At 71.4% G+C, this 17,626-nt stretch carries 16 protein-coding genes; 15 read left to right on the top strand and 1 reads right to left on the bottom strand.

Going from position 1 to position 17,626, the window contains the following annotated elements; genetic code table 11:
• The first annotated feature begins 134 nt into the window (after window positions 1-134).
• The 7 genes from aroC (at window position 135) to nusB (ending at window position 6,692) form a co-directional block, all read left to right on the top strand.
• Window positions 135-1,319, top strand: coding sequence for a chorismate synthase (aroC, locus tag ACFVQ0_RS25240; protein ID WP_390091491.1), 1,185 nt, complete (start codon window positions 135-137; stop codon window positions 1,317-1,319).
• Entirely contained in the window at window positions 1,316-2,950 is a 1,635-nt protein-coding gene (aroB, locus tag ACFVQ0_RS25235; RefSeq protein WP_390091490.1) for a 3-dehydroquinate synthase, read from the top strand. The genes aroC and aroB overlap by 4 nt, the downstream gene beginning before the upstream one ends.
• The gene (aroQ, locus tag ACFVQ0_RS25230) at window positions 2,947-3,387 is read left to right on the top strand and encodes a type II 3-dehydroquinate dehydratase (protein ID WP_024491791.1); all 441 of its coding nucleotides are present in this window, start codon (window positions 2,947-2,949) and stop codon (window positions 3,385-3,387) included. The genes aroB and aroQ overlap by 4 nt, the downstream gene beginning before the upstream one ends.
• A gap of 147 nt (window positions 3,388-3,534) precedes the next feature.
• The gene (locus tag ACFVQ0_RS25225; protein WP_390091489.1) at window positions 3,535-4,455 is read left to right on the top strand and encodes a Pro-rich N-terminal domain-containing protein; all 921 of its coding nucleotides are present in this window, start codon (window positions 3,535-3,537) and stop codon (window positions 4,453-4,455) included.
• 79 nt (window positions 4,456-4,534) lie between these two features.
• Window positions 4,535-5,641, top strand: a complete 1,107-nt coding sequence (locus ACFVQ0_RS25220; RefSeq protein WP_390091488.1) for an aminopeptidase P family protein — start codon at window positions 4,535-4,537, stop codon at window positions 5,639-5,641.
• 50 nt (window positions 5,642-5,691) lie between these two features.
• Window positions 5,692-6,258 carry an elongation factor P gene (gene efp, locus ACFVQ0_RS25215; RefSeq protein ID WP_024490947.1) on the top strand — a complete coding sequence of 189 codons (567 nt, stop codon included), beginning with the start codon at window positions 5,692-5,694 and terminating at the stop codon, window positions 6,256-6,258.
• Window positions 6,259-6,260: 2 nt separating this feature from the next.
• The gene (nusB, locus tag ACFVQ0_RS25210; RefSeq protein ID WP_024490948.1) at window positions 6,261-6,692 is read left to right on the top strand and encodes a transcription antitermination factor NusB; all 432 of its coding nucleotides are present in this window, start codon (window positions 6,261-6,263) and stop codon (window positions 6,690-6,692) included.
• A gap of 172 nt (window positions 6,693-6,864) precedes the next feature.
• On the opposite strand, the gene bldD is transcribed toward nusB, so the two are convergent.
• Window positions 6,865-7,365 (bottom strand): transcriptional regulator BldD, encoded by a 501-nt coding sequence (gene bldD, locus ACFVQ0_RS25205; protein WP_014157378.1) that lies wholly within the window; start codon window positions 7,363-7,365, stop codon window positions 6,865-6,867.
• Between the two features lie 221 nt (window positions 7,366-7,586).
• On the opposite strand from bldD, the gene pyrR reads away from it, so the two are divergent.
• The 8 genes from pyrR (at window position 7,587) to pyrF (ending at window position 17,578) form a co-directional block, all read left to right on the top strand.
• Window positions 7,587-8,171: a bifunctional pyr operon transcriptional regulator/uracil phosphoribosyltransferase PyrR gene (gene pyrR / locus ACFVQ0_RS25200; protein WP_390091487.1), complete on the top strand. Its 585-nt coding sequence runs from the start codon at window positions 7,587-7,589 to the stop codon at window positions 8,169-8,171.
• A gap of 87 nt (window positions 8,172-8,258) precedes the next feature.
• Window positions 8,259-9,254 (top strand): aspartate carbamoyltransferase catalytic subunit, encoded by a 996-nt coding sequence (locus ACFVQ0_RS25195; RefSeq protein WP_390091486.1) that lies wholly within the window; start codon window positions 8,259-8,261, stop codon window positions 9,252-9,254.
• A 2-nt stretch (window positions 9,255-9,256) separates the two neighbouring features.
• Window positions 9,257-10,543, top strand: a complete 1,287-nt coding sequence (locus ACFVQ0_RS25190) for a dihydroorotase (RefSeq protein ID WP_390091485.1) — start codon at window positions 9,257-9,259, stop codon at window positions 10,541-10,543.
• Complete coding sequence (locus tag ACFVQ0_RS25185; protein WP_390091484.1) at window positions 10,540-11,127, top strand: hypothetical protein; 588 nt, start codon at window positions 10,540-10,542, stop codon at window positions 11,125-11,127. The genes ACFVQ0_RS25190 and ACFVQ0_RS25185 overlap by 4 nt, the downstream gene beginning before the upstream one ends.
• Window positions 11,124-12,266: a glutamine-hydrolyzing carbamoyl-phosphate synthase small subunit gene (gene carA / locus ACFVQ0_RS25180; protein ID WP_390091483.1), complete on the top strand. Its 1,143-nt coding sequence runs from the start codon at window positions 11,124-11,126 to the stop codon at window positions 12,264-12,266. The genes ACFVQ0_RS25185 and carA overlap by 4 nt, the downstream gene beginning before the upstream one ends.
• Entirely contained in the window at window positions 12,259-15,567 is a 3,309-nt protein-coding gene (gene carB / locus ACFVQ0_RS25175; RefSeq protein ID WP_390091482.1) for a carbamoyl-phosphate synthase large subunit, read from the top strand. The genes carA and carB overlap by 8 nt, the downstream gene beginning before the upstream one ends.
• Before the next feature lie 65 nt (window positions 15,568-15,632).
• Window positions 15,633-16,742: a quinone-dependent dihydroorotate dehydrogenase gene (locus ACFVQ0_RS25170; RefSeq protein WP_390091481.1), complete on the top strand. Its 1,110-nt coding sequence runs from the start codon at window positions 15,633-15,635 to the stop codon at window positions 16,740-16,742.
• Window positions 16,739-17,578, top strand: coding sequence for an orotidine-5'-phosphate decarboxylase (gene pyrF, locus ACFVQ0_RS25165; RefSeq protein ID WP_390091480.1), 840 nt, complete (start codon window positions 16,739-16,741; stop codon window positions 17,576-17,578). The genes ACFVQ0_RS25170 and pyrF overlap by 4 nt, the downstream gene beginning before the upstream one ends.
• Window positions 17,579-17,626: the final 48 nt, after the last annotated feature.

The following is a 17,626-nucleotide window of genomic DNA, read 5'->3' as shown; positions in this document are numbered from 1 at the left end:
GTCCGTTGATCCGTCCGTCTGCTGGACCGGCGGCGGGTCGGGTGTCCGGTCCGTGGGAGGATCGGGGGCGGCGGGCCAGGGCCGCGCACCCGGTCGCGCCGTTCGGATTTCAGGCGCGAGCATGAGGAGCACCGTTGAGCAGGTTGCGCTGGCTGACCGCGGGGGAGTCGCACGGCCCCGCACTGGTGGCGACGCTGGAGGGTCTTCCCGCCGGTGTCCCGGTCACCACGGAGATGGTGGCGGACGCGCTCGCCCGGCGACGGCTCGGATACGGCCGCGGCGCCCGGATGAAGTTCGAGCGGGACGAGGTCACCTTCCTGGGCGGGGTCCGGCACGGCCTGACCATGGGCTCGCCGGTCGCCGTGATGGTGGGCAACACCGAGTGGCCCAAGTGGGAGCAGGTCATGTCGGCCGACCCGGTCGACCCCGACGTGCTCGCCGCGCAGGCCCGTAACGCCCCGCTGACCCGCCCCCGGCCCGGCCACGCCGACCTCGCCGGCATGCAGAAGTACGGCTTCGACGAGGCCCGCCCGGTCCTGGAGCGCGCCAGCGCCCGGGAGACCGCGGCGCGCGTCGCCCTCGGAGCGGTCGCCCGGTCATACCTCAAGGAGACGGCCGGCATCGAGATCGTCAGCCATGTCGTCGAGCTGGCCGCCGCCAAGGCGCCCTATGGGGTCTACCCGACACCGGCCGACGTCGAGAAGCTCGACGCCGACCCGGTGCGCTGCCTCGACCAGGACGCGAGCAAGCAGATGGTCGCGGAGATCGACCAGGCCCACAAGGACGGCGACACGCTCGGCGGTGTGGTCGAGGTGCTGGCGTACGGAGTGCCGGTCGGCCTCGGTTCGCACGTGCACTGGGACCGCCGGCTCGACGCCCGCCTCGCCGCCGCGCTCATGGGCATCCAGGCCATCAAGGGTGTCGAGGTCGGGGACGGCTTCGATCTGGCCCGGGTGCCGGGTTCGCAGGCGCACGACGAGATCCTGGTGACGGAGGACGGCATCAAGCGCGCCTCCGGCCGCTCCGGCGGCACCGAGGGCGGTCTCACCACCGGCGAGCTGCTGCGCGTCCGCGCCGCGATGAAGCCCATCGCGACCGTGCCGCGCGCCCTGGCCACCGTCGACGTGGTGACCGGCGAGCCCGCCAAGGCCCACCACCAGCGCTCCGATGTCTGTGCGGTCCCGGCCGCCGGGATCGTCGCGGAGGCGATGGTCGCGCTGGTCCTCGCCGACGCGGTCGCGGAGAAGTTCGGCGGCGACAGCGTCCCCGAGACCCACCGCAACGTGCAGTCGTACCTCGACCACCTGCAGATCCGATGAGCGCCCCGCTGATCGTCCTGGTCGGCCCGATGGGCGTAGGCAAGTCCACCGTCGGCGAGCTGCTCGCCGAACGGCTCGGCACCACCTACCGGGACACCGACGCGGATGTCGTCGCCACGGCCGGGAAGCCGATCGCGGAGATCTTCTACGACGAGGGCGAGGAGCGGTTCCGCGAGCTGGAGCGCCGGGCCGTCCACGACGCGGTCGCGGAGCACACGGGTGTCCTCTCGCTCGGCGGCGGCGCCGTCCTCGACGAGGCGACCCGCGCCCTGCTGGCCGGCCACGCCGTCGTCTACCTCTCGATGGACGTCGACGAAGCGGTCAAGCGGGTCGGGCTGAACACCGCGCGCCCGCTGCTCGCCGTGAATCCGCGCCGGCAGTGGCGCGAGCTCATGGAGGCCCGCCGCCACCTCTACACGGACGTGGCCCGCGCGGTCGTCGCGACCGACGAGCGCACACCGCACGAGGTCGCCCAGGCGGTCCTCGAAGCACTGGAACTGCCGGACGCGCCGTCGTCCGGCCGGGAGAACGCAACGATGACCGAGCAGGGACCCACCCGAATCCAGATCGCCGGCAGCGCGGGCACCGACCCGTACGAGGTGGTGATCGGCCGGCAACTGCTGGGCGAGCTGCCCACGTTCATCGGTGACCGCGTCAAGCGCGTAGCGGTCCTGCACCCCGAGGCGCTCGCGGAAACCGGCGAGGCCGTCCGCCAGGACCTCGCGGACCAGGGCTACGAGGCCATCGCGATCCAGCTGCCGAACGCGGAGGAGGCCAAGACCGTCGAGGTCGCGGCCTACTGCTGGAAGGCGCTCGGCCAGACCGGCTTCACCCGCACCGACGTCATCGTCGGCGTGGGCGGCGGCGCCACCACGGACGTCGCGGGCTTCGTCGCCGCGACCTGGCTGCGCGGAGTGCGCTGGATCGCCGTACCCACCACCGTGCTCGCCATGGTGGACGCGGCCGTCGGCGGCAAGACCGGCATCAACACCGCCGAGGGCAAGAACCTCGTCGGCGCCTTCCACCCGCCCGCCGGAGTGCTCTGCGACCTCGCCGCCCTGGACTCACTGCCGGTCAACGACTACGTGAGCGGCATGGCCGAGATCATCAAGGCCGGCTTCATCGCGGACCCGGCCATCCTCGACCTCGTCGAGGCCGACCCCCAGGGCGCGCGCACACCGGCCGGACCGCACACCTCCGAGCTGATCGAACGCGCCATCCGGGTGAAGGCGGAGGTCGTCTCCAGCGACCTCAAGGAGTCCGGGCTGCGCGAGATCCTCAACTACGGCCACACCCTGGCGCACGCGATCGAGAAGAACGAGCGCTACAAGTGGCGGCACGGCGCGGCCGTCTCGGTCGGCATGGTCTTCGCCGCCGAACTGGGCCGGCTGGCCGGGCGGCTGGACGACGCGACCGCCGACCGGCACCGCGCGGTCCTGGAGTCCGTCGGGCTGCCGCTCACCTACCGCGGCGACCAGTGGCCCAAGCTGCTGGAGAACATGAAGGTCGACAAGAAGTCCCGCGGCGACCTCCTGCGCTTCATCGTCCTGGACGGCCTCGGCAAGCCGACCGTACTGGAGGGCCCCGACCCCGCCGTACTGCTCGCCGCCTACGGGGAGGTGTCGGCGTGACCCGACGGGTCCTCGTCCTCAACGGGCCCAACCTCGGCCGGCTGGGCTCACGCGAGCCCGACGTCTACGGGGCCACCTCGTACGCCGGGCTCGTCGAGGCCTGCCGCACGCTCGGCAAGGAGCTCGGCTTCGACGTCGACGTCCGGGAGACCAACGACGAGGGGGAGCTGATCCGCTGGCTGCACGAGGCCGCGGACGGTTCGATTCCGGTCGTTCTCAACCCGGGCGCCTTCACGCACTATTCGTACGGAATGCGGGACGCGGCCGCCCAGCGCACCGCCCCGCTGATCGAGGTACACATCTCGAACCCGTACGCGCGCGAGGAATTCCGCCACAACTCCGTGGTCGCACCGGTCGCCACCGGGACCGTGGCGGGGTTCGGCATCGGCTCCTACCGGCTCGCGCTGCGGGCCCTCGCCGACGAACTGACGGACTGACGGACCTCGCACCGCACGGCCGGCGTGGCCGACTCGGCCGTCGGGGCACTTCGTACGGTCCCCGGCCGTTCCCTGTGTGGCGGCCGGGGACTGTACGGTTGCCGTTCCACCAGCGCCAGTTGCCTGTACGAGACGGAGTGCCACCGGATGCAGCACGCAGTGGGGGCACCGCTGCCGCCGCCCCACGGACCCGGGACCGGGCCTGTCGGATGGTCGCAGCAGGCCCAGCACCCCGGCCACCCCGGCCCACCGGCCGGGCCGGCGGCCGGTCCCCCCGGCCCGCCCCCGTCGAGCCGCCCCGTCCCCCCGCCGCCGGCCGGCCGCCCCGCCACGCCGCCGCAGGCCCCGCCCGCCCAGCAGACCCAGGGCCAGGCGCAGGGCCAGGGCTGGAGCGGCCCGGCGCCGCACCAGGCGCCGGCGCCGGTCTCCCGGGAGAGCACCGGGCACATCCAGCTGCCGCCCGGCGGGCCCGTACCGCTGCCCGCGCCGCCCGCAGAGCCAGGGACCGGCACCGCGACCCTCGCCGTGCTCCTGATCGGCCCCGCGGGCGCCGGAAAGACCACCGTCGCCAAGCTCTGGGCCAGCCGCCGCCGGGTCCCCACCGCCCACGTCAGCCTCGACGACGTCCGGGAGTGGGTCTGCTCCGGCTTCGCGGACCCGCAGGCGGGGTGGAACGACCAGTCGGAGGCCCAGTACCGGCTGGCGCGCCGCACCTGCGGCTTCGCCGCCCGTAACTTCCTGGCCAACGGCATCTCCTGCATCCTCGACGACGCGGTCTTCCCGGACCGCCCCGTGGTCGGCCTCGGCGGCTGGAAGCGCCACGTGGGCCCCGGGCTGCTGCCCGTCGTCCTGCTGCCGGGCCTGGAGGTCGTCCTGGAGCGCAATGCCGCCCGCAGCGGCAACCGCCGCCTCTCGGACGAGGAGGTCGCCCGCATCCACGGCCGGATGGCCGGCTGGTACGGCTCCGGGCTGCCGATCATCGACAACTCCACGTACGACGTGGAGACCACCGCCCGCGTCCTGGACGACATACTCGCCCGCTCCATAGCCAGCCCCCCGGCCTGGTAGCCGGGCCCGGCCGGTGCGGCGCCCCCCGGTCGGGTGCGCTGACCGCGCGGGCCCGGGGCCGCGCTCGTACGCTCGATGCATGTCAGAGGTGTACGCCGTCCGACGCGGGCTGCTCCGCGACCGGTGCGCCGCCGTCGGATCCGCGGCCGCCCTGGTCTCCCGCCCCGCCAATGTCCGCTATCTGGCAGGGGGAGCGCCGCCGGGCGCCGTGCTGCTGCTCGGCCCCGACGAGGACGTTCTGCTCTGCCCCCGACCGCCGACCGGCGACCCGGCCGACGGACGTACCGACGAACAGCTCCGGGTGGACCTGCTCTCGGTGACCGGCGGCGATCCGGTGGTCGCCGCCGCCGGTCTGGCCACCTCCGCGGGTGCGGAGTCGCTGGCCGTCGAGGAGCACGATCTGACCGTGGCCCGGCACCGGGCCATGGGCGCGGTCGCCCCGAAGCTCCGGCTGGCCGACCTCGGGGTCACCGTCGAGCAGCTGCGCATCGTCAAGGACGAGGAGGAGATCGGCTGCCTGCGGATCGCAGCCGAGATCACCGACCAGGCGCTCGGCGAACTCCTCGAATCGATCCTGGTCGGCCGTACCGAGCGCCACCTCGCGCTGGAACTGGAACGCCGGCTGGTGGACCACGGCGCCGACGGCCCCGCCTTCACCACGTCCGTCGCCACCGGCCCCAACTCCGGCCGGGGCCGTCACCGGCCCTCGGACCGAAGAGTGGAGGAAGGAGATTTCCTCTCGGTCTGCCTCGGTGCGAACTACCGCGGCTACCGGTGCGAGATCGGCCGCACCTTCGTCATCGGCACCGCTCCCGCCGACTGGCAGGTCGAGCTCTACGACCTGGTTTTCGCCGCTCAGAGGGCTGGACGGGAGGCACTTGTGCCCGGCGCGGCCTACCGCGACGTGGACCGTGCGGCCCGCCACCTCCTGGACTCCGCGGGCCATGGTGAGGGCCTTGTGACCCGGACTGGGCACGGGGTCGGGCTCGAAATCGACGAGGACCCGCAACTGGCACCTGCGGCCATGGGTAAACTGGACGCTTGTGTGCCGGTCACCGTCGAACCGGGGGTCCACCTCCCGGGCCGGGGCGGGGTCCGGATCGATGACACGCTCGTCGTGCGCCCCGAGGCGGACGGCGGACCCGAGCTACTCACCATTACGACCAAGGAGCTGCTCGCGCTCTAGCGCGCATCCTCGGTCGTTCCACCAGCTTCAGTCCAGGAGATTCCGCAACCGTGGCTTCCACGAACGACCTCAAGAACGGCCTGGTGCTCAAGCTCGACGGAGGCCAGCTCTGGTCCGTCGTCGAGTTCCAGCACGTCAAGCCCGGCAAGGGCCCCGCCTTCGTGCGCACCAAGCTCAAGAACGTGCTCTCCGGCAAGGTCGTCGACAAGACGTTCAACGCCGGTGTGAAGGTCGAAACGGCCACCATTGACCGGCGCGACATGCAGTTCTCGTACATGGACGGCGAGTACTTCGTCTTCATGGACATGGACACGTACGACCAGCTGATGGTCGACCGCAAGTCCGTCGGCGACGCCGCCAACTTCCTGATCGAGGGCTTCACCGCCTCCGTCGCGCAGCACGAGGGCGAGGTGCTCTACGTCGAGCTGCCGGCCGCCGTCGAGCTCGTCATCCAGCACACGGACCCGGGCGTCCAGGGCGACCGCTCCACCGGCGGCACCAAGCCCGCCACGCTGGAGACCGGTTACGAGATCGGTGTCCCGCTCTTCATCACGACCGGCGAGAAGATCAAGGTCGACACCCGCTCGGGCGATTACCTCGGCCGGGTGAACAGCTAACCGTGGCTGCCCGGAACACGGCCCGCAAGCGCGCCTTCCAGATCCTCTTCGAGGCCGACCAGCGCGGTGAGTCCGTGCAGACGGTCCTCGCGGACTGGGTGCGGCACTCGCGGTCCGACACCCGTCAGCCGCCGGTCACCGAGTACACGATGGAGCTCGTCGAGGGGTACGCGCAGTACGCGGACCGCATCGACGACCTCATCGTCACCTACGCGGTGGACTGGGAGATCGACCGGATGCCGGTCGTCGACCGGAACATCCTGCGGCTCGGTGCGTACGAGCTGATCTGGGTGGACGCGACACCGGACGCGGTGGTGATCGACGAGGCGGTCCAGATCGCCAAGGAGTTCTCCACCGACGACTCCCCGTCCTTCGTGAACGGCCTGCTGGCCCGCTTCAAGGACCTCAAGCCGAACCTCCGCCGGGAGCAGTAGCCACCGGCGCCGTTCAGTCGACGAAGGGCCCGCGGTCAGCAGACCGCGGGCCCTTCGTCGTGACCGCCGCCCGTCCGCGGGGGCGGACGGCCGGGAAAACAGCAACGCCGGACCGGCGGGGCGCCCGGGAAAGGGCCCCGCCGGTCCGGCGGTACGTTTCTGCTGGGGGGGCTCAGCCCTCGTCGTGGGCGACGGCGCGGCGCGCGTCCGCGTCCAGCACACCCCAGCTGATCAGCTGTTCCGTGAGCACGGAGGGGGACTGGTCGTAGATCACGGCGAGCGTGCGCAGGTCGTCCTGGCGGATCGAGAGCACCTTGCCGTTGTAGTCACCGCGCTGGCTCTGGATCGTTGCCGCGTAGCGCTGCAACGGTCCGGCCTTCTCCGGCGGGACGTGGGCGAGGCGCTCCAGGTCCAGGACGAGCTTCGGCGGCGGCTCGGCGGCGCCACCGGGCGTCGTACCGGGCAGGAGCTCCTGCACGGGGACACCGTAGAAGTCGGCCAGCTCGGCGAGGCGCTGCACGGTCACGGCACGGTCACCGCGCTCGTACGACCCCACGACGACGGCCTTCCAGCGGCCCTGGGACTTCTCCTCGACGCCATGGAGGGAGAGGCCCTGCTGGGTGCGGATGGCACGGAGCTTGGCCCCGAGCTGCTTTGCGTATTCGCTGGACATAAGGCTCCCGGGACGCTGGAACATTTCGCGGCTCCGCCGCGTGGCTGGTAACTCACTGTGAGGTTACGCAGCGTTACTTGGGTGCGTCAAGCTGAAAGGTTCGGGCCGGTACCTCCCGGGGGTGCGTCGAGGGCCCTGCACAAGCCCTGGTAACGTGGATGACGCAATTTCGACGTCCTTTAAGATCCGTCCGGTGAGGCGGAGAAGGAGGTCCGTTTCTTATGGACGCACAGCACGACGCCACCGGCAATGCGGCACGCCCCGTTCTTGAGGCTCCCGACATCGCCCGAGTACTGACCCGTATCGCCCACGAGATCGTCGAACGCGCCAAGGGCGCCGACGACGTGGTGCTCCTCGGCATTCCGACCCGGGGCGTCTACCTCGCCCGCCGGCTCGCCGACAAGCTCGAAGAGATCACCGGCCGGAAGATGCCGGTCGGCTCCCTCGACATCACCATGTACCGCGACGACCTGCGGATGCACCCGGCACGGGCCCTGGCCCGCACCGAGATCCCCGGCGAGGGCATCGAGGGCCGCCTGGTCGTCCTCGTCGACGACGTCCTCTTCTCCGGCCGTACGATCCGCGCCGCGCTCGACGCGCTCGGCGACATCGGCCGCCCCCGCGCGGTGCAGCTCGCGGTCCTCGTCGACCGCGGACACCGCGAACTCCCGATCCGCGCCGACTACGTCGGCAAGAACCTCCCCACGTCGCTGCGGGAGACGGTCAAGGTCCAGCTCGACGAGGAGGACGGCCGCGACGCCGTCCTGCTCGGTGCCGGGCGGACCGCCCCGTCGGGCGAGCAGTAACCGCACCTCGCGTACGGCCCACCCGCCGTACGGCGGCTTCCGCACGCCCGCACGCCTGAACCCTCCAGCCACCCGGAGAACACCCAGATGAAGCGTCACCTCATCTCGGCCGCCGACCTCACCCGCGACGACGCCGTCCTGATCCTCGACACCGCAGAGGAAATGGCCAGGGTCGCGGACCGGCCGATCAAGAAGCTCCCCACCCTGCGCGGCCGTACCGTCGTCAACCTCTTCTTCGAGGACTCGACGCGCACCCGCATCTCGTTCGAGGCGGCCGCCAAGCGGCTGTCCGCCGACGTCATCAACTTCTCAGCCAAGGGCTCGTCCGTCTCCAAGGGCGAGTCGCTCAAGGACACCGCCCTGACCCTGGAGGCGATGGGCGCCGACGCCGTCGTCATCCGGCACGGCGCCTCCGGCGCCCCCTACCGGCTGGCCACCTCCGGCTGGATCGACGGCGCGGTCGTCAACGCGGGTGACGGCACCCACGAGCACCCCACCCAGGCCCTGCTGGACGCCTTCACGATGCGCCGCAGGCTGGTCGGGGCGGACGCCGGACTCGGCGAGGACCTCTCCGGACGCCGGATCACGATCGTCGGCGACATCCTGCACAGCCGGGTCGCCCGCTCCAACGTCCACCTGCTGACCACCCTCGGCGCGCACGTCACACTGGTGGCCCCGCCGACCCTGGTCCCGGTCGGCGTCGAGCAGTGGCCCTGCGACGTCAGCTACAGCCTCGACAAGGTGCTGCCGGAGTCGGACGCGGTGATGATGCTGCGTGTGCAGCGTGAGCGGATGAACGCCGCGTACTTCCCGACCGAGCGGGAGTACTCCCGCCGCTACGGCCTGGACGGCGAGCGGATGGCGAAGATGCCGGGGGACGCCATCGTCATGCACCCCGGCCCGATGGTCCGCGGCATGGAGATCACCGCCGAGGTCGCCGACTCCGACCGCTGCACGGTCGTCGAGCAGGTCGCCAACGGGGTCTCCATCCGGATGGCCGTGCTCTACCTGCTGCTGGGCGGCTCCGGACCCGCCGCCCCGTCCCACCCGTCGCCCGCCGCCCGTACCGAGGAGAACAAGTAACCATGAGCAAGATCCTTATTCGTGGCGCGAAGGTCCTCGGCGGCGAGCCGCAGGACGTCCTGATCGACGGCGAGACCGTCGCGGCGGTCGGCACCGGCCTCGACGCCACCGGCGCCACCGTCGTCGAGGCGGCGGGCCAGGTCCTGCTGCCCGGCCTGGTCGACCTCCACACCCACCTGCGCGAGCCCGGCCGCGAGGACTCCGAGACCGTCCTGACCGGCACCAGGGCCGCGGCCGTCGGCGGTTTCACCGCCGTGCACGCCATGGCCAACACCTTCCCGGTCGCGGACACCGCCGGCGTCGTCGAGCAGGTCTGGCGGCTCGGCAAGGAGTCCGGCTACTGCGACGTGCAGCCCATCGGCGCCGTCACCGTCGGCCTGGAGGGCAAGCAGCTCGCGGAACTCGGCGCCATGCACGATTCGGCCGCCGGGGTGAAGGTCTTCTCCGACGACGGCAAGTGCGTCGACGACGCGGTGATCATGCGCCGCGCCCTGGAGTACGTGAAGGCGTTCGACGGGGTCGTCGCCCAGCACGCCCAGGAGCCCCGCCTCACCGAGGGCGCCCAGATGAACGAGGGCGTCGTCTCCGCCGAGCTCGGCCTCGGCGGCTGGCCCGCCGTCGCCGAGGAGTCGATCATCGCCCGCGATGTGCTGCTCGCCGCCCACGTGGACTCCCGGGTGCACATCTGCCACCTCTCGACCGCCGGATCCGTCGAGATCGTCCGCTGGGCCAAGTCCAAGGGCTGGAACGTCACCGCCGAGGTCACCCCGCACCACCTCCTCCTCACCGACGAGCTCGTGCGGTCCTACAACCCCGTCTACAAGGTGAACCCGCCGCTGCGCACCGAGGCCGACGTCATGGCCCTGCGCGAGGCCCTCGCCGACGGCACCATCGACTGCGTCGCCACCGACCACGCCCCGCACCCGCACGAGGACAAGGACTGCGAGTGGGCCGCGGCCGCCATGGGCATGGTGGGCCTGGAGACCGCGCTCTCCGTCGTCCAGCAGACGATGGTCGATACCGGACTCCTGGACTGGGCGGGCGTCGCGGACCGGATGTCGCTGCGCCCGGCCGCCATCGGCCGCCTCGAAGGACACGGCCGCCCCGTCGCCGCCGGCGAACCCGCCAACCTCACCCTGGTCGATCCGGCATACCGTGGAGCGGTGGACCCCGCGGGCTTCGCCTCCCGCAGCCGCAACACTCCGTACGAGGGGCGCGAGCTGCCGGGCCGAGTGACCCACACATTCCTGCGGGGCCGTGCCACGGTCGTCGACGGGAAGCTCGCGTGACAACACTCAGCCCCAATTTCCAGCTCTACCAACTGGCCGCCGAGCGGAAGTCGGCGGAGGTGACCGACTGGTCCGCCCGGATCAGCTGGGTGATCGGACTGGCCGTCCTCGTCGCCTTCGTCTACTGGCTGATGCGTCAGGGATGGAAGTGGCGCGGCAGCCTCCAGTCCGGACTCTCGGACCTCGCGACCCGCCCGGACGGCTTCGCGGACGGCGAGCAGCTGCTCACCCTGACCGGGCGCTACCACGCCTCGACGACGGCCGGGCAGTGGCTCGACCGGATCGTCGCCCACGGCCTCGGCACCCGCAGCCGCGTCGAGCTCACCCTCACCGAGCAGGGCCTCGACGTCGTACGGCCCGGCGCGGCGGACTTCTTCGTCCCCGCCTCAGACCTGCGCGAGGCCCGCATCGACAAGGCGCTCGCCGGCAAGGTCCTCCCGGAGGGCGGCCTGCTGATCATCACCTGGGCGCTCGGCGACCAGCTGATCGACTCCGGATTCCGCTCCGACCACTCGGCCGAACACCCAGCCTGGGTCGAAGCCGTCAACCACCTCACCAGCTCTACGGAAGGCACCGCACGATGACGATCTCCACCCGGGGAGCCGGCAAAGCTCCCGCCGTACTCGTCCTGGAGGACGGCCGCGCCTTCCGCGGCCGCGCCTACGGGGCTGTGGGGGAGACCTTCGGCGAGGCGGTGTTCTCCACCGGCATGACCGGCTACCAGGAGACGCTGACCGACCCCTCGTACCACCGCCAGGTCGTCGTGATGACCGCCCCGCACGTCGGGAACACCGGTGTGAACGACGAGGACCCCGAGTCGAAGCGCATCTGGGTCTCCGGCTACGTCGTGCGCGACCCCGCCCGCAAGCCCTCCAACTGGCGCTCGCAGCGCTCGCTCGACGAGGAGCTCGCGGCCCAGGGCGTCGTCGGCATCAGCGGCATCGACACCCGCGCCCTCACCCGCCACCTGCGCGAGCGCGGCGCGATGCGCGTCGGAATCTTCTCCGGCAACGCGCTCGCCGACGAGGGCGCCCTCCTCGCCAAGGTGCGCCAGGCCCCAGAGATGAGCGGCGCCGACCTCTCCGCGGAGGTCGCCACCAAGGAGACGTACGTCGTCCCCGCGATCGGCACCAAGAAGTTCACCGTCGCCGCGATCGACCTCGGCATCAAGGGCATGACCCCGCACCGGATGGCCGAACGCGGCATCGAGGTGCACGTCCTGCCCGCCACCGCCACCCTGGAGGAGGTGTACGCGGTCAACCCCGACGGCGTCTTCTTCTCCAACGGCCCCGGCGACCCGTCCACCGCGGACCACCCGGTCTCCGTCATGCGGGGCGTCCTGGAGCGCGAGACCCCGCTCTTCGGCATCTGCTTCGGCAACCAGATCCTGGGCCGCGCGCTCGGCTTCGGCACCTACAAGCTGAAGTACGGCCACCGGGGCATCAACCAGCCCGTGCAGGACCGCTCGACCGGCAAGGTCGAGGTCACCGCGCACAACCACGGATTCGCCGTCGACGCCCCGCTCGACAAGGTCTCCGACACCGCCTACGGGCGGGCCGAGGTCTCCCACGTCTGCCTGAACGACCAGGTCGTCGAGGGACTCCAGCTCCTCGACCGGCCCGCCTTCAGCGTCCAGTACCACCCCGAGGCGGCCGCCGGCCCGCACGACGCCGCGTACCTCTTCGACCGCTTCGTATCCCTGATGGAGGGCCAGCGTGCCTAAGCGCTCCGATATCCAGTCCGTCCTGGTCATCGGCTCCGGTCCGATCGTCATCGGCCAGGCCGCCGAGTTCGACTACTCCGGCACCCAGGCCTGCCGCGTCCTCAAGGCCGAGGGCCTGCGCGTCATCCTGGTGAACTCCAACCCGGCGACGATCATGACCGATCCGGAGATCGCCGACGCCACCTACGTCGAGCCGATCACCCCCGAGTTCGTCGAGAAGATCATCGCCAAGGAGCGCCCCGACGCGCTGCTCCCCACCCTGGGCGGCCAGACCGCGCTGAACACCGCGATCTCCATGCACGAGAACGGTGTCCTGGAGAAGTACGGCGTCGAGCTCATCGGCGCCAACGTCGAGGCCATCAACAAGGGCGAGGACCGCGAGCTCTTCAAGGGCGTCGTGGAGGCCGTCAAGGCGAAGATCGGCTACGGCGAGTCCGCCCGCTCGGTCATCTGCCACTCCATGGACGACATCCTCAAGGGCGTCGACACGCTCGGCGGCTACCCCGTCGTCGTCCGCCCCTCCTTCACCATGGGCGGCGCCGGCTCCGGCTTCGCCCACGACGAGGAGGAGCTGCGCCGCATCGCCGGACAGGGCCTCACGCTCTCCCCGACCACCGAGGTGCTCCTGGAGGAGTCCATCCTCGGCTGGAAGGAGTACGAGCTGGAGCTGATGCGCGACCGGAACGACAACGTCGTGGTCGTCTGCTCCATCGAGAACTTCGACCCGATGGGCGTCCACACCGGTGACTCGATCACCGTCGCCCCGTCGATGACCCTCACCGACCGCGAGTACCAGCGGCTGCGCGACATCGGCATCGCGATCATCCGCGAGGTCGGCGTCGACACCGGCGGCTGCAACATCCAGTTCGCCATCGACCCGGTCGACGGCCGCGTCATCGTGATCGAGATGAACCCGCGCGTCTCCCGCTCCTCGGCGCTCGCGTCGAAGGCCACCGGCTTCCCGATCGCCAAGATCGCCGCCAAGCTGGCCGTCGGCTACACGCTCGACGAGATCCCCAACGACATCACCGAGAAGACCCCGGCCTCCTTCGAGCCGACCCTCGACTACGTCGTCGTCAAGGCCCCGCGCTTCGCCTTCGAGAAGTTCCCCTCCGCCGACTCCACGCTCACCACCACCATGAAGTCGGTGGGCGAGGCCATGGCGATCGGCCGGAACTTCACCGAGGCGCTGCAGAAGGCGCTGCGCTCCCTGGAGAAGAAGGGCTCGCAGTTCACCTTCACCGGCGACCCCGGCGACAAGGCCGAGCTGCTGGCCGAGGCGGTCCGCCCGACCGACGGCCGCATCAACACCGTCATGCAGGCGATCCGGGCAGGCGCCACCCAGGAGGAGGTCTTCGACTCGACGAGGATCGACCCCTGGTTCGTCGACCAGCTCTTCCTCATCAAGGAGATCGCCGACGAGCTGGCCGCCGCCGACAAGCTGCTGCCCGACCTGCTTGCCGACGCCAAGCGGCACGGCTTCTCCGACGCCCAGATCGCCGGGATCCGGGGTCTGCGCGAGGACGTCGTCCGCGAGGTCCGGCACGCGCTCGGCATCCGCCCGGTCTACAAGACGGTCGACACCTGCGCCGCCGAGTTCGCCGCGAAGACGCCGTACTTCTACTCCTCCTACGACGAGGAGAGCGAGGTCGCGCCCCGCACCAAGCCCGCGGTGATCATCCTCGGCTCCGGCCCCAACCGCATCGGCCAGGGCATCGAGTTCGACTACTCCTGCGTCCACGCCTCCTTCGCCCTGAGCGACGCCGGCTACGAGACCGTCATGGTCAACTGCAACCCCGAGACGGTCTCCACGGACTACGACACCTCCGACCGCCTGTACTTCGAGCCGCTGACGCTTGAGGACGTGCTGGAGATCGTGCACGCGGAGTCCCTCGCGGGCCCGATCGCGGGTGTCATCGTCCAGCTCGGCGGCCAGACCCCGCTGGGCCTGGCCCAGGCGCTCAAGGACAACGGCGTGCCGGTCGTCGGCACCCCGCCGGAGGCCATCCACGCCGCCGAGGACCGCGGCGCCTTCGGCCAGGTCCTGGCCGAGGCCGGACTGCCCGCCCCCAAGCACGGCACCGCCACCACCTTCGCCGGCGCCAAGGCCATCGCCGACGAGATCGGCTACCCCGTCCTCGTACGCCCCTCGTACGTGCTCGGCGGCCGGGGCATGGAGATCGTGTACGACGAGACCCGCCTCGCCTCGTACATCTCCGAGTCCACCGAGATCAGCCCCACCCGGCCGGTCCTGGTCGACCGCTTCCTCGACGACGCCATCGAGATCGACGTGGACGCGCTCTACGACGGCACCGAGCTCTACCTCGGCGGCGTCATGGAGCACATCGAGGAGGCCGGTATCCACTCCGGCGACTCCGCCTGCGCACTGCCCCCGATCACCCTCGGCGGCTACGACATCAAGCGGCTGCGCGCCTCCACGGAGGGCATCGCCAAGGGCGTCGGCGTACGCGGGCTGATCAACATCCAGTTCGCGCTCTCCGGAGACATCCTCTACGTCCTGGAGGCCAACCCGCGCGCCTCCCGGACCGTCCCGTTCACCTCCAAGGCCACCGCGGTGCCGCTCGCCAAGGCAGCCGCCCGCATCTCGCTGGGCGCGACCGTGGCGGAGCTGCGCGCGGAGGGCCTGCTGCCGAGGCACGGCGACGGCGGCACCCTGCCGCTGGACGCGCCGATCTCCGTCAAGGAGGCCGTCATGCCGTGGTCGCGCTTCCGCGACATCCACGGCCGGGGCGTCGACACGGTCCTCGGTCCGGAGATGCGCTCCACCGGCGAGGTCATGGGCATCGACTCGGTCTTCGGCACGGCGTACGCCAAGTCGCAGGCCGGCGCGTACGGCCCGCTGCCCACCTCGGGCCGCGCGTTCATCTCCGTCGCCAACCGCGACAAGCGCTCGATGATCTTCCCGGCCCGCGAGCTGGTCGCCCACGGCTTCGAGCTGATGGCCACCTCCGGCACCGCGGAGGTGCTCAAGCGCAACGGCATCAACGCCACAGTGGTGCGCAAGCAGTCCGAGGGCGAGGGCCCGAACGGCGAGAAGACCATCGTCCAGCTGATCCACGACGGCGAGGTCGACCTCATCGTCAACACGCCGTACGGAACCGGCGGCCGGCTCGACGGCTACGAGATCCGCACCGCGGCCGTGGCCCGGTCCGTACCGTGCCTCACCACGGTCCAGGCGCTCGCCGCGGCGGTCCAGGGCATCGACGCACTCAACCACGGCGACGTGGGCGTCCGATCGCTCCAGGAACACGCGGAACATCTGATCGCGGCCCGCGACTAGCCCGCTCCCAGGGGGACACCGGAAACGGTGTCCCCCTCTTCGTGAGAACACCGAGGACACCCCCGATGTACAAACTCTTCTTCCAGCTGGTCTTCAAGCGGATGGACCCGGAGCGGGCCCACTACGCCGCCTTCCGGTGGATCCGCCTCGCCGCCCGTATCCCCGTCCTGCGCACCTTCGTCGCCGCCGCGCTCGCACCCCGCTACCGGGAGCTGCGCACCGAGGCACTCGGCCTGCGGATGCACGGCCCCTTCGGTCTCGCCGCCGGCTTCGACAAGAACGCCGTCGCGATCGACGGCATGTCGATGCTCGGCTTCGACCACATCGAGATCGGCACGGTCACCGGCGAACCGCAGCCCGGCAACCCGAAGAAGCGGCTGTTCCGCCTCGTCGCGGACCGCGCGCTGATCAACCGCATGGGCTTCAACAACGAGGGCTCCGCCGCCGTGGCCGAGCGCCTGGCCGCCCGCAACCCGGTCTTCCGGACCACGGTCGGCGTCAACATCGGCAAGACCAAGGTGGTCCCGGAGGCCGAGGCCGCCGCCGACTACGTGAAGTCCACCGAGCGCCTCGCCGCCCACGCCGACTACCTCGTCGTCAACGTCTCCTCGCCCAACACGCCCGGACTGCGCAACCTCCAGGCCACCGAGTCGCTGCGCCCGCTGCTGTCCGCCGTGCGCGAGGCCGCCGACCGGACCGTCACGGGCCGCCGGGTCCCGCTCCTCGTCAAGATCGCCCCCGACCTCGCGGACGAGGACATCGACGCGGTCGCGGACCTCGCGGTCGAACTGGGCCTGGACGGCATCATCGCCACCAACACCACCATCGCCCGCGACACCCTGGGCCTGAAGTCCTCGCCGTCCCTGACCGGGGAGACCGGCGGGCTGTCCGGCGCACCCCTCAAGGAGCGCTCCCTGGCGGTCGTGAGCCGCCTCTACGCGCGCGTGGGGGACCGGATCACCCTGGTGGGCGTCGGAGGCATCGAGAACGCGGAGGACGCCTGGCAGCGCATCCTGGCCGGCGCCACGCTCGTACAGGGCTACAGCGCCTTCATCTACGAGGGCCCGTTCTACGCCCGCTCGATCCACAAGGGCCTGGCCGCGCGCCTGGCCGCCTCCCCGTACGCCACCCTCGCCGACGCGGTCGGCGCGGAAACCCGGAAGGCCGTGAAATGACCCCGGAACCCTTCGGCGCACGACTGCGCCGCGCCATGGACACCCGCGGGCCGCTCTGCGTCGGCATCGACCCGCACGCCTCCCTGCTCACCTCCTGGGGGCTGAACGACGACGTCGCGGGCCTGGAGCGGTTCAGCCGTACGGTCGTCGAGGCGCTGGCGGACCGGGTCGCCGTCCTCAAGCCGCAGTCGGCGTTCTTCGAGCGCTTCGGCTCGCGCGGCATCGCCGTCCTGGAGAAGAGCGTCGAGGAGGCACGGGCGGCGGGCGCGCTGGTCCTGATGGACGCCAAGCGCGGCGACATCGGCTCCACCATGGGCGCCTATGCCGCCACCTACCTGGACAAGGACTCGCCGCTGTTCTCCGACGCGGTCACCGTCTCGCCGTACCTCGGCTTCGGCTCGCTGCGGCCGGCGCTGGACGCGGCGGCGATCTCCGGCTCCGGGGTCTTCGTGCTCGCCCTCACCTCCAACCCGGAGGGCGCCGAGGTGCAGCGCGCCACCGCGGCCGACGGCCGCTCGCTGGCCCAGCTGATGCTCGACCACATGGCCGCGGAGAACGCGGGCGCCACCCCGCTCGGCTCGGTCGGCGCGGTCGTCGGCGCCACCCTCGGGGACGCGGGCGTGAACCTCGCGGTCAACGGCCCGCTGCTCGCGCCCGGCATCGGCGCGCAGGGGGCGACCCCCGCGGATCTGCCGGGGGTCTTCGGGGACGCGGTACGCAATGTGCTGCCCAGCGTGAGCCGGGGCGTGCTGCGCCAGGGTCCGGACGCGGCAGGGCTGCGCGAAGCCGCCGAGCGGTTCGCGGACGAGGTCCGCGAGGCCGTCCCGGAAGGCTGACCATCCCACGTAACAGCGTGTTGACGTAATCCTGACCAAAAATCTCGG

It is taken from the genome of Streptomyces sp. NPDC057900 (assembly GCF_042887885.1).
In the GTDB taxonomy this organism is placed as follows: domain Bacteria; phylum Actinomycetota; class Actinomycetes; order Streptomycetales; family Streptomycetaceae; genus Streptomyces.
Note: the sequence above shows the minus strand (reverse complement) of the source record. Positions and strands in the feature narration are given on the sequence as shown.

What these genes read in the sequence shown, in the direction of transcription:
- ACFVQ0_RS25225 (WP_390091489.1), top strand. Translation starts at nt 3,535, where the DNA reads ATGCAGCACGCAGTGGGGGCACCGCTGCCGCCGCCCCACGGACCCGGG.
- ACFVQ0_RS25170 (WP_390091481.1), top strand. Translation starts at nt 15,633, where the DNA reads ATGTACAAACTCTTCTTCCAGCTGGTCTTCAAGCGGATGGACCCGGAG.
- aroB (WP_390091490.1), top strand. Translation starts at nt 1,316, where the DNA reads ATGAGCGCCCCGCTGATCGTCCTGGTCGGCCCGATGGGCGTAGGCAAG.
- pyrF (WP_390091480.1), top strand. Translation starts at nt 16,739, where the DNA reads ATGACCCCGGAACCCTTCGGCGCACGACTGCGCCGCGCCATGGACACC.
- pyrR (WP_390091487.1), top strand. Translation starts at nt 7,587, where the DNA reads ATGGACGCACAGCACGACGCCACCGGCAATGCGGCACGCCCCGTTCTT.
- ACFVQ0_RS25195 (WP_390091486.1), top strand. Translation starts at nt 8,259, where the DNA reads ATGAAGCGTCACCTCATCTCGGCCGCCGACCTCACCCGCGACGACGCC.
- carA (WP_390091483.1), top strand. Translation starts at nt 11,124, where the DNA reads ATGACGATCTCCACCCGGGGAGCCGGCAAAGCTCCCGCCGTACTCGTC.
- ACFVQ0_RS25220 (WP_390091488.1), top strand. Translation starts at nt 4,535, where the DNA reads ATGTCAGAGGTGTACGCCGTCCGACGCGGGCTGCTCCGCGACCGGTGC.
- bldD (WP_014157378.1), bottom strand. Translation starts at nt 7,365, where the DNA reads ATGTCCAGCGAATACGCAAAGCAGCTCGGGGCCAAGCTCCGTGCCATC.
- ACFVQ0_RS25190 (WP_390091485.1), top strand. Translation starts at nt 9,257, where the DNA reads ATGAGCAAGATCCTTATTCGTGGCGCGAAGGTCCTCGGCGGCGAGCCG.